This is a genomic window from Lonepinella sp. MS14435, from assembly GCF_042485795.1.
Lineage (GTDB): Bacteria > Pseudomonadota > Gammaproteobacteria > Enterobacterales > Pasteurellaceae > Lonepinella.
The window spans coordinates 176,586-188,466 of the sequence record NZ_CP169368.1; the positions used below are offsets into that span (position 1 = coordinate 176,586).

10 protein-coding genes are annotated in these 11,881 nt (G+C 39.4%); 1 reads left to right on the forward strand and 9 read right to left on the reverse strand.

Annotated features, from left to right (window positions below; translation table 11 throughout):
• Positions 1 to 28: 28 nt before the first annotated feature.
• The 6 genes from hscB to trmJ all read right to left on the reverse strand — a co-directional run bounded on the left by hscB (position 29) and on the right by trmJ (position 4,159).
• Entirely contained in the window at positions 29 to 544 is a 516-nt protein-coding gene (gene hscB, locus O1Q80_RS00850; protein ID WP_386695117.1) for a Fe-S protein assembly co-chaperone HscB, read from the reverse strand.
• 12 nt (positions 545 to 556) lie between these two features.
• A complete protein-coding gene (gene iscA, locus O1Q80_RS00855; RefSeq protein ID WP_386695119.1) occupies positions 557 to 880 on the reverse strand; it encodes an iron-sulfur cluster assembly protein IscA in 324 nt (107 codons plus the stop codon).
• A gap of 346 nt (positions 881 to 1,226) precedes the next feature.
• Positions 1,227 to 1,610, reverse strand: coding sequence for a Fe-S cluster assembly scaffold IscU (gene iscU, locus O1Q80_RS00860; RefSeq protein WP_386687713.1), 384 nt, complete (start codon positions 1,608 to 1,610; stop codon positions 1,227 to 1,229).
• Positions 1,611 to 1,629: 19 nt separating this feature from the next.
• Positions 1,630 to 2,844 carry an IscS subfamily cysteine desulfurase gene (locus O1Q80_RS00865; protein ID WP_386687715.1) on the reverse strand — a complete coding sequence of 405 codons (1,215 nt, stop codon included), beginning with the start codon at positions 2,842 to 2,844 and terminating at the stop codon, positions 1,630 to 1,632.
• A 45-nt stretch (positions 2,845 to 2,889) separates the two neighbouring features.
• Positions 2,890 to 3,357, reverse strand: coding sequence for a Fe-S cluster assembly transcriptional regulator IscR (iscR, locus tag O1Q80_RS00870; RefSeq protein ID WP_386687718.1), 468 nt, complete (start codon positions 3,355 to 3,357; stop codon positions 2,890 to 2,892).
• Positions 3,358 to 3,415: 58 nt separating this feature from the next.
• On the reverse strand, positions 3,416 to 4,159 hold the full coding sequence (trmJ, locus tag O1Q80_RS00875) for a tRNA (cytosine(32)/uridine(32)-2'-O)-methyltransferase TrmJ (RefSeq protein WP_386687720.1): 744 nt from the start codon (positions 4,157 to 4,159) through the stop codon (positions 3,416 to 3,418).
• Between the two features lie 185 nt (positions 4,160 to 4,344).
• Here trmJ and suhB point away from each other — a divergent pair, with 185 nt between their 5' ends.
• Positions 4,345 to 5,148, forward strand: a complete 804-nt coding sequence (gene suhB, locus O1Q80_RS00880; protein ID WP_386695121.1) for an inositol-1-monophosphatase — start codon at positions 4,345 to 4,347, stop codon at positions 5,146 to 5,148.
• Between the two features lie 32 nt (positions 5,149 to 5,180).
• Here the strand turns inward: suhB and O1Q80_RS00885 are convergent, their stop codons facing one another.
• The 3 genes from O1Q80_RS00885 to putA form a co-directional block, all read right to left on the reverse strand.
• A complete protein-coding gene (locus tag O1Q80_RS00885; RefSeq protein ID WP_386687724.1) occupies positions 5,181 to 6,302 on the reverse strand; it encodes an ATP-binding protein in 1,122 nt (373 codons plus the stop codon).
• A 70-nt stretch (positions 6,303 to 6,372) separates the two neighbouring features.
• Positions 6,373 to 8,151, reverse strand: a complete 1,779-nt coding sequence (locus tag O1Q80_RS00890) for an ATP-binding protein (RefSeq protein ID WP_386695123.1) — start codon at positions 8,149 to 8,151, stop codon at positions 6,373 to 6,375.
• 107 nt (positions 8,152 to 8,258) lie between these two features.
• Positions 8,259 to 11,846, reverse strand: a complete 3,588-nt coding sequence (gene putA / locus O1Q80_RS00895) for a bifunctional proline dehydrogenase/L-glutamate gamma-semialdehyde dehydrogenase PutA (protein ID WP_386695125.1) — start codon at positions 11,844 to 11,846, stop codon at positions 8,259 to 8,261.
• Positions 11,847 to 11,881 lie beyond the last annotated feature (35 nt).

The following is an 11,881-nucleotide window of genomic DNA, read 5'->3' on the forward strand; positions in this document are numbered from 1 at the left end:
TATCTTCTGTTATTTGATTGAAATGCAATTAAAATAATTTTTCTTCTACAATTTCAATCTGTTCAATTAATTTTTTAACAAAGCGTAATTTGTCCGCTGTCACTTGTGCAGCTTGCCAGTTGCTTTGGGTTAATTCGGTTTCAATTTGTTGCAATAAGACTTTTTGCTCTGCTTCAATCTCGTTTCTAAATTCATCTAATGCAATGTTATCTTTATTGCTTTCAATCTCGTCTAATTGTTCACGCCATTGTAATTGTTGCATTAAAAAAGCTACATCTTGCGTACTTTTCTGCTCTAAATCTTGGATCTCACCTGTATGAACTTGGATAATCGCTTCTGCTCGTAAAATCGGATCTTTGAGCGTTTTCAAAGCATCATTAATTTCAGCAGATTGCTGCATTGCCAACCGTTGTTCTTGTGCCGATTGGGTGGCGAAATTATCAGGGTGAAATTGCTTTTGTAATTGCAAAAAACGTTCAGACAACAACGCCTGATCAACCTCAAATTGAACAGGTAAATTGAACAAAGAAAATGGATTGGTCATAACTTTCTCATTTTATACGTTAAAACTTTCGCCACAACCACATTGATCTTTTACATTTGGGTTATGGAATTTGAAACCTTCGTTCAAGCCTTCTTTGACAAAATCAAGTTCCGTGCCGTCTAAATACACAAGACTTTTAGTGTCCACGATGATTTTAACACCATTTTGCTCAAAAACCTGATCATCTTCGTTGATAAGATCCACAAATTCTAGCACATAAGCCAAGCCTGAACAGCCCGATGTTTTTACACCCAAACGCAAGCCTTCGCCTTTACCACGATTTTTCAAAAAAGTACTGACTCGATTGACCGCACTTTCGGTTAATGTTACTGCCATTTTGTTCTCCTAGTGAGTAATTCGCTCTGTACAGAAATTTGCCCCCCTTCGCCTTTCAGGCACTTCCCCCCGCAAGCAGAGGGAAGAAAAATATTGCACATTCACCACTATAAGCAGGGGGAAAGAAAATATTGTACATTCACCACTATAAGCAGGGGGAAGAAAATATTGTACATTCCACTACTGCAAGCAGGGGGAAGAAAAATATTACACATTTCACCACTACAAGCAGGGGAAAGAAAATATTGTACATTTCATCACTACAAGCAAGGGAAAGACAATTCTGTACATTTCGCTCCCCCTGCTTGCGGGGGGAGCTGGGCGAAGCCCTGAGGGGGGCTGTAAATTACTTCGCTTGTTTCGCCTTATAATCCGCAATCGCTGCTTTAATGGCATCTTCGGCTAAAATTGAACAATGCACTTTCACTGGTGGCAATTCCAATTCTTCGGCGATTTGGCTGTTTTTAATCGCACCCGCTTCGTCTAAGGATTTGCCTTTTACCCATTCAGTAATCAATGAACTTGATGCAATCGCCGATCCGCAACCGTAAGTTTTGAATTTGGCATCTTCAATAATGCCGTTATCATTCACCTTAATTTGTAATTGCATCACGTCACCACAAGCTGGTGCGCCGACCATGCCAGTGCCAACATCAGCCGATTTTTTATCCATTGCACCAACGTTGCGTGGATGTTCGTAGTGATCTAATAATTTCTCGCTATATGCCATGTTGTTATTCCTTCTAAAATTAGTGAGCTGACCACTCAATGGTGTTTAAATCAATGCCTTCTTTGAACATATCCCAAAGTGGCGATAAATCTCTTAATTTTTGTACCGCACCTTGCATTAGGCTAATGGTGTAGTCAATTTCTTCCTCGGTGGTGTAACGTCCTAAAGTGAAACGGATTGAACTGTGAGCCAATTCATCGTTTAAGCCCAACGAACGTAACACATAAGACGGCTCAAGACTGGCTGATGTACAAGCAGAACCTGATGAAACAGCAATGTCACGCAATGCCATCATTAAACTTTCACCCTCAACATAGTTAAAGCTGATGTTGAGATTGTTATCTAAACGATGTTCCATTGAGCCATTAACATAGGTTTCTTCAATGTCTTTCAAACCGTTGTATAAGCGGTCACGCAGTGCTTTTAAGCGTGGCATTTCAGTTGCCATTTCTTCTTTACAAATGCGGTAGGCTTCACCCATTCCTGCAATTTGATGCACAGGCAATGTACCTGAACGCATACCCCGTTCGTGACCACCACCATGAATAATCGCTTCTAAACGAATACGTGGTTTACGGCGAACATACAATGCCCCAATGCCTTTTGGTCCATATAACTTATGGCTGGACATTGATAATAAATCTACAGGCAACTCGGCTAAATTAATCGCCACTTTACCCACGCTCTGAGTCGCATCGGTATGAAAAATTACTTTATTCGCACGGCAAATTTCACCGATAGCTTTAATATCTTGAATTACGCCGATTTCATTGTTAGCGTGCATAATCGACACCAAAATGGTATCAGGACGAATCGCTGCTTTTAACGTATCAAGATCGATTAAACCATCAGTTTTTGGATCTAAATAAGTAACCTCAAAACCTTCACGCTCAAGCTGACGGCAAGTATCTAACACCGCTTTATGTTCAGTTTTGCAAGTGATAATATGTTTGCCTTTGGTTTGATAGAAATGAGCCGCACCTTTAATCGCAAGGTTATCTGACTCTGTCGCTCCTGAAGTAAACACGATTTCACGGCTATCTGCTCCGATCAAATCGGCGATTTGATTACGAGCAATATCCACCGCTTCTTCCGCTTGCCAACCAAATTTGTGCGAACGAGATGCTGGGTTGCCAAAGTTGCCATCAATGGTTAAAAATTCCATCATTTTTTTTGCAACACGTTCATCGACAGGGCAAGTTGCCGCATAATCCAAATAAATGGGTAATTTCATTAATTCACTCCTAAATAAAATATTACGTTCAATAAGCTAATTAAATTAGCTATTTACCACTAAAAGGTTGTCAAAATCTTGGTGAGTTTGATGAGAACGTTCTTTTGCCGCTATCTTTTGAGTAACCAATTCTGCTAAAGTAATTTGATCTAAAAAGCTCTCAATACGGTTACTTAGTTCTTCCCATAAAGAATGGGTTAAACATTCCTGACCATCGCGACAATTCCCTTTTCCAAGACATTTGGTCACCGCAATATTCTCATTCACTGCGGTAATAATCATTCCAATAGAAATTTTATCCGTAGGTAATCCTAACTGATACCCTCCCCCAGGACCCCGTACGCTTCTAACTAAGCCATGACGGCGTAGTTTAGCGAAAAGCTGTTCTAAATAAGAAAGGGAAATAGCCTGTCGTTCAGAAATATCTGATAATGTCACTGGATTATCCTGAGCATTTAACGCTATATCCAAAATAGCGGTAACGGCATAACGTCCTTTGGAAGTGAGTTTCATCGTTCTCTTTCCTTTGAAAATAATCAATGCGAATAGTTTACTTAACCCTGTAAAATAGTCAACTATTATTATCTACAGAAATCAACCGTTTTTCCACCGCACTTAACATACCTCGCAGAATATTTAGCTCATTTTTTTCGATCTCAGCACGTTGATATAAACGTCTTAATTTTGACATAACACCTTGATTATGAATAAAACCTAAAGATTGATAAAGACGTTCGGTATGTGCAAAGAAATATTCTAACTCCTGTGCTGTGGCTAAATGTTGAGGCGACATAACGGAATTATCTATCACTGAAACAGGTGTTGTTTGCAAAAATGCCGTTCTTAATTCATAACAAATTAATTGTACTGCCATCGCCAAATTTAATGAAGAATAATCAGGGTTGGCAGGAATGGTCAAATGATAACGACATTTTAATAATTCTTCATTAGTTAAACCTACTCGCTCACGACCAAAAATAATTGCTATTTTTTGACCGCACTTCACCGCCTCAATAGCCAATTCACCACATTGACGAGGCTCAATTAAACTACTTTGTAAATGACGTAATCTCGCACTGGTGCCAATCACCAAAGAACAATCTGCAATCGCCTGTTCAAAACTGGGAACAATCACGGCATTTCTCACCACATCATCTGCCCCCGCCGCCAAAGCGATAGATTGTTCATCAGGAAGATATTTAGGCGAAACTAAATAAAGCTGACTAAGCCCCATGGTTTTCATTGCCCGAGCAGCCGAACCAATATTACCTGAATGAGAGGTTTCCACCAAAACAATGCGAATATTTTTTAACATTTTTCTTTCTATAAATGAAGATTTATAGATATTTTATCATAGTATCCCCCATTTCCTGCGTTGCATTAAGGAAAAATTTTTAATGGTGGCAAATCGCTTAAAAAATGTCTATAATGCACCACAGTTTGAGGTAATGTAAAAAACATTCCCCCTTGTTCTTTTCACAATTTCTAATGGATATTCTTATGAACCCAATGTTAAATATCGCAATTCGTGCTGCTCGAAAAGCAGGCAATATCATCGCAAAAAGTTACGAAAACCATGCAGATATTGAAACGCAAATTAAAGGCAATTATGACTATGTGACAAACGTAGATAAAGCTGCTGAAGCCGCAGTTATTGAAACCATTCGTGCCTCTTACCCTAATCACAGCATTATCACCGAAGAATCAGGCGTATTAGATGGTAACGACCGTGATACACAATGGGTTATCGATCCATTAGATGGTACCACTAACTTTATCAAAAGTTTCCCACAATTTGCTGTTTCTATCGCTATTCGTGTCAAAGGTCGCACCGAAGTAGGCGTAGTTTATGATCCAATCAAAAATGAATTATTCACCGCAGTACGTGGTGAAGGGGCGAAATTAAACGATATCCGTTTACGCATTGCCGACCGCCGTGACATCAAAGGCACCGTGTTAGCCACTGGTTTCCCATTTAAACAGCCTAAATTAATGCCCGTACAAATGGCAATAATGAACGCTTTAATTACCGATGTCGCCGATTTCCGCCGTGCAGGATCTGCTGCTTTAGATTTATGTTACACCGCTGCAGGACGTGTTGATGGCTTCTTTGAAATGGGCTTAAAACCTTGGGACTGTGCCGCAGGTGAATTAGTGGTGCGTGAAGCGGGTGGCTTAGTTTGCGATTTCAATGCAGGACATAACTATTTGAAAGACGGACATATTATCGCCGCTCACCCAAGAGTAGTGAAAGAAATTTTGAATAAAATTCAGCCTTGTTTGGGAGAAGTGTTTAAGGGCTAATCGTTGAGTGAAAAGGGGCAATTACCCCTTTTTTAAATTTTATTTTCTATTAACCAAGTTTGAAACTGCGGTTGATTAATCTTTAATTCATCTCCAACACCTCGTGTGATTAGATCTGCTCGTTCAAGTTTTTTTATTTTACCTTGAATTGTACTACTACTTATTTGTTTAACTCCCAACAAGTTTGCCAATTGTTGGCGAGTGTCTTGGCTGTACAATGCACTTTTTCCTTGAGCAATTAAACGCAAAATTTGTTTCTCAAGATCGCTTAGCTGTTGCCATTGTTGCACATTCTCATTTTGAAAGCCTATTTCATCTAAGGTCTTTTGCACTGCCTGTTCTAAAGAAAGATCAGGATCGATAATCAAATTCTGCGTAATCGTCCGCATATACAATGGTGTATAATTTAATCGTTGGAAAATCGTAAAAAATACCGCTTTATCTAATACTTTTCCAACTCGTTGCTGATAAATATCAGCTAAAAAGTCAGTAAAATCACGACCAAGATTTGGGAAATTGAGTGCATGTGCAAAATGAAAGAATGGTGCTTTACTGTCATTAAACATCGTACGCAAACCATTTGTGCTTGAGCCAGTAAAAATCACTTTAATTTTAGATTGATACATATCAAGCCCTGTACGCAAAGATTTCACTAAGGCTTGCATTCCCTTAATTCTAGCCAATTCTTGGATTTCATCAAACAGCATTAAGACTGGCTTCTGACTGGTTTCTGCAATTTCTTGCAATAAACGACTTGGGCTTGTTGGTTCAGGTAACTTTCCATTGTCTAAGTCTAATCCAACCATCCCTGCAATTTCAACGGTTTTAATTTTTCCCAACGCTTTGTTTAACTTAGCTTGTACTGTTTTAGTTAGAAAAGAGGATAATGCCTGACAAAAGGCTTGCTGAATATCAGTTCCCTGAGTTTGGTTATCTCCAGAAATAAATGTATCCATAAAACTAAAATAGCAAACGTGAAACCCTTTTTCTTCTGCTAATGGTTTAATATCTTGTAATAAAAATTGTGTTTTCCCCATACGACGTGGAGCAAACAATGTCAAAGCATGGCTAATACCATCTTTCAAACTCGCCACTAAACGTTCTGCAAGTTCTGTTCGTGGATAATAGAGTGGATCCTTGGTTATATTGCTCATTTTATATCCCTTTATACAAAATTATACATCGCGTGTATAATTATACTTCACGCGTATAATTTTGTATATTTTATTTTGATAAATATGAATAAATTAAATCTAAACTGATTTTCGTCAACCCTTCTATCTGCTCCACCCAATGCTCAAGCTGTTCGTTCCACTCTGGTAACTCTACCTGCTGCATTAAATTTGCCACATTTTGCACAGATTGCATGGCTAAACTGGCGGCAGCCCCTTTTAATTTATGAGCGGTTTCGGCTAATTGCTGCTTGGTGATGTTGCCTTTCAAATACTCTTGATAGGCTTTAGCGACATCTAAATCTCCGCCGTTGATTTCTTGTTTAAATAAACGGATATTTTCGGTATATAAATCTTTGCCAATAAATTCAAGTAACTCTGCCAGAATTTCAGGGTTAAAATATTCGGCTAAATCTTCGGGAATGGCTTGAGTATCAGCGTTCTTTGGTGAATGTTCTAACATTTCACTTTCGCCAAAATAGGTATTCAAGCAAGAGGTTAATTCATTAACTAACAACGGCTTACGCAATACATCGTCCATGCCCTGACGTTGATATTCTGCTTTGTCTTGCATCACATTGGCAGTCAACGCAATCAATGGCGGAAGATAATCATAGCGATCATTTTGATAACCGTCACGTAAATAATGAGCAATTTCAAAGCCTGTCATATCGGGGAGTTGAATGTCTAATAACAATAAATCATAGCTGTTATGTTCAAAGGCTTGAATCGCTTCTTTACCCGACATTGCCACATCTACCCGATGTCCTAATTTCTCTAACAGCGTTTTCGCCACGGTAATATTGAGCTGAATATCTTCCACCAATAAAATTTGCAAATTTTGCACCGCACTTTTTTCTATTGGTTTCTCTTGTTTTTCAATAGATTCAGCTTGAATAGTCAGAGTAAAGGTTGTTCCTTTTCCCAATTCGCTAGCAACCGTTAAATCACCGTGCATTAAATGGGCAATATTTCTTGAAATAGCTAACCCAATACCACTGCCAGCGTATTTTTTACCACTGTCTGCCACTTGATAGTACATGGTAAAGATTTTCTCTAACTCTTGGCTGGGAATACCTTGTCCAGTATCACTAATCGCAAAGCTATATTGATTATTAGATATTTTTTTAACTTCTAGGACAATCACACCTTTTTCGGTGAATTTCACTGCATTACTCAGCAAATTCCATAACACTTGGCTTAGGCGAGTTTGGTCTAATTGCAAAAAGTGCGGTAGATTTTCATTGAGTTTCATTTGAAATTGCAGACTTTTTTGTTCAGCTAATAGGGTGGCAATATTCTGCATATCGGTTAAAAATGAATAAAAATCTGTTTCTCGATAACATAGTTCAATGTTTTTTCCATCAATTCTTTCTAAATCAATAATATCATTGAAAATATGCCCTAAAGATACAGTACTTATACTGATGGTGTGTAGATAATTTCGTTGTTGCTCCGTAAGGTGCGTATCTAGCAAAATCTGGCTTAAACCCAAAATGCCATTTAATGGCGTGCGTAATTCGTGGCTAATCGTGGCTAACAATGCACTTTTGTCTTGAATAGATTTTGCCAGAGCCAAGCGTGAAAGTTCAAGACGTTCCACCAAGACGGTAAAAAAATAAATTACAAAAGGGGCTGAAATAAGCCCGAAAATAATGGCATAAACTAGACTTTCCCAATGAATTTCTCCCACAATAAGCAAACTTAAAATAATGTGCGTCATTAGGGCAAAAATCGCTAATATAAGAAAGCCTAATATAGAAAATCTTACTCGACCCAGTTTAATCACCCAGTCAATATAGAGTTGGGTGAAATGTTTAACGTTTTTCATAGATAGCCATAGGATTAATTAAAAATTTGGATTATCTTAACAAAATTTCATGAAATAAGGGGGCAAATTTGTGATCTGCCCCCCATTTTTATTTTATCAATGACCTGTTAGTCCATTGCCGCCATTAAACTGGCATTTCCTCCCATTGCAGCAGTGTTAATGCTCACCGATTTTTCGTGCATTAACGGTAATAAGGATTGGGCTAACGCTAAGTTTTCCACAAAGGTCATAATCGCCCCGTTACGTTCCGCATAATGGGATTTTTCGGCTTGAGAAAGTGGATTTAACACAATAAGTTGGCTTAACTGGTCAAGACTGTTAAAGTCATTTACCACAGTAATAAATTTACTCAATTTATTGGCGTGTTGGGCTAATGGCGAATTTGCCCTTACCACGCCACGGCTGCCTGCTGCGACAATCGCGACTAATGCCAATACTTGCTGGAATAAATCACCGTCACCAATGGCAATTTCGCCACGTGGTTCAAACCGTAAGAAATTATTTTCACCTGTCACGCCGTGCATTTGGTGAATTTTACCTAATGGTGAGCTTGCACTCAAGGTTTGCAAAGATTGTTGAGCTTGAGCCAATTCATCACCCGTCAATACCTGATTAAGTGCGGTGGAAAATTCGCTAATATTTGGAGTAATCCCTTCGGTTAATCCGTCAAAGTTCCATGCCGTACGGTTATTTAAACGTTGTAAGTATAATGCACCGCCCGCTTTTGGTCCCGTGCCGGATAAGCCTTGCCCACCAAATGGTTGCACACCAACGACCGCCCCGACAATATTACGGTTGGCATATAAGTTACCTGCTTGAATGCCTTGCTCCCATTCACGTTGAGTTTGATCGATACGGCTATGTAAACCACAAGTCAAACCAAAGCCTGTGGAATTAATTTCTCTAATCACATCGTCTAATTTCTCTGCGTCATAACGAATGACGTGTAATACTGGACCAAACACTTCGTGTTTTAATTGATTAATATTGTCAATTTCGAGCAAGGTTGGGGCAACAAAAATGCCGTTCTCTACCACATCTTTGGCAATCGGTACTTGATAACAAGATTTGGCTTGTTTTTTCATGACTTCAATATGATCAAGTAAGCGTTGTTGAGCCACTTTGTCAATAACAGGTCCCACATCAGTAGTAAGCTGTGCTGGGTTGCCTACCACTAATTCCGCCATTGCACCTTTAATTAATTCAAGCAAATGATCCGCATTATCTTTTTGTAAATAAAGCACACGTAAAGCAGAACAACGTTGACCTGCTGAGTCAAAGGCGGAGTTCAATACATCAATAGTAACTTGTTCACCTAAAGCGGAACTATCAACAATCATGGCATTTTGACCGCCCGTTTCTGCAATGAGTGGAATCAAGCTACCGTGTTTTTGGATATTGCTATTAATACGTTTAGCGGTATCGGTTGAACCCGTGAAAATTACGCCATTAACACGCTCATCAGTGGTTAGACTTTCACCGATGGTTTTACCTGAACCTGTTAATAATTGTAACGCTTCTTTTGGAATACCTGCTTGATGGAATAAATTCACCGCAAAATACGCCATTAAAGAGGTTTGTTCTGCGGGTTTGGCTAATACCACGTTACCTGCCACTAAGGCAGAAGACACTTCACCAATAAAAATCGCTAATGGGAAGTTCCACGGACTGATGGCTACCACAACACCTCGTGGATCCTTAAAGCCGGCTGGATTGGCTCGCACTTGACCAGCATAATAACGGCAGAAATCCACCGCTTCACGCACTTCGGCAATGGCATTATTGAGGGTTTTGCCTGCTTCTCGCACGGCTAAATCAAAGAGTTCTGGCAAATGTTGTTCCATTAAATCTGCCATTTTCTCTAATTTTTCTGACCGCACTTCTGGTGCGGTATTCGCCCATTGTTGTTTAAAATTCACTGCTGTTGTGAACGCTGTATTCACATCTTGCTCGTTGGCATCGATCACTTGACCTACAATTTGGCTTTGCACCGCTGGATTGTAAACTGTGCGAGAACTATTTCCTGTCACTTCACCGACAATTAACGGTTTCGCTTGATATTGTTTATCACTTAATTCGTTAAGCTGAGTTTGTAGCTGTTGTAAGGAAATCGCATCGGTTAGATCATAACCTTTTGAATTACGGCGTTCACCGTAAATATTCACCGGCAACGGTACTTTCGGGTGAGCCGTACCTTGGGTTTCTTTCGCTTTATTCACAGGATCTTCCGCCAAACTATCAACGCTAAAATGTTCATCGACAATTTGGTTCACGAAAGAACTGTTTGAACCGTTTTCTAATAAACGGCGAACGAGATAAGCCAACAAGGTTTGGTAGGAACCTACTGGTGCATAAATACGGCATTGTACATTCAGATTTTCTTTACCGACCACTTGTTCATATAGGGTTTCACCCATGCCGTGCAGGCATTGAAATTCAAAATGTTTATCTTTGGCAAGGTGATAAACTGTCGCTAAAGTTTGTGCATTGTGCGTAGCAAATTGCGGATAAATCACATCTTGTGCAGACAATAATTTTTTCGCACAGGTGATATAGTTGATGTCGGAATGCACTTTACGGGTAAATACAGGATAATCCGTTGCCCCTTCCGCTTGGGCTAATTTGACTTCACTATCCCAATATGCCCCTTTTACTAGACGGATCATTAATTTACGATTATTGGCTCGAGCTTGGGCAATAATATGATCGATGACACGACTACAACGTTTTTGGTAGGCTTGCACCACAAAGCCAATGCCGTGGAAACCCTCTAAATCGGGATCAGCAATTAAGCGGTCAAGTAAATCAAGGGATAATTCAAGGCGAGCGGCTTCTTCCGCATCAATATTCAAGCCAATATCATATTTTTTGGCTAATAAAAATAATTCTTTGAGTTTCGGATAAAGTTCATCAATTACCCGTTGATGTTGGCTTAAACTATAACGGGGGTGAATAGCGGAAAGTTTGACGGAAACCCCTGACGATTTATACACACCTAAGCCTTTTGATGTTTCCCCCACGGCACGAATGGAATTCACATAATCATTGTAATAACGATCCGCATCCTTTTGGGTTAAGGCGGTTTCACCTAACATATCGTAGCTATAACGGAAGCCTTTCTCAAAACGTTTTTCACCATTTTTAATCGCTGCATCAATGGTTTCCCCCGTCACAAATTGTTTACCTAATAAACGCATGCCTACATTCATACCTTGACGAATCAATGGCTCGCCGCCTTTGCTAATTAATTTGGATAAGGCACTAGATAGTTCTTTATCACTGTGGGACACAATCTTTTGTGCCACAATCAATCCCCATGCAGCGGAGTTAACAAATAAAGAGGGGCTATTACCTAAGTGAGCTTTCCAATCGCCATGCACAAGTTTATCGTGAATCAGTTTATCTGCAGTGGTTTTATCTGGAATCCGCAATAAGGCTTCCGACAAGCACATTAAAGCAATCCCTTCCGCACTAGAAAGGGAAAATTCGTGCATTAACGCATCCACCCCACTGGCTTTTTTGCGATCGGCTCGTACTTTGCTGACTAACTTTTTACACAGTTCAGCAATAGATTGAGATTGCTCGCTCATATCCGCTTTTTCAATTAGCTCCGCCACAATTTTTTGTTCGGGAATGCGATAAAATTCGCTTAATATCGGACGGATTGTTGTTTTAGGTAAAATCTCGTAACTCATAGATAACCTTCTTTTTAATATTTTCACTGACTAAA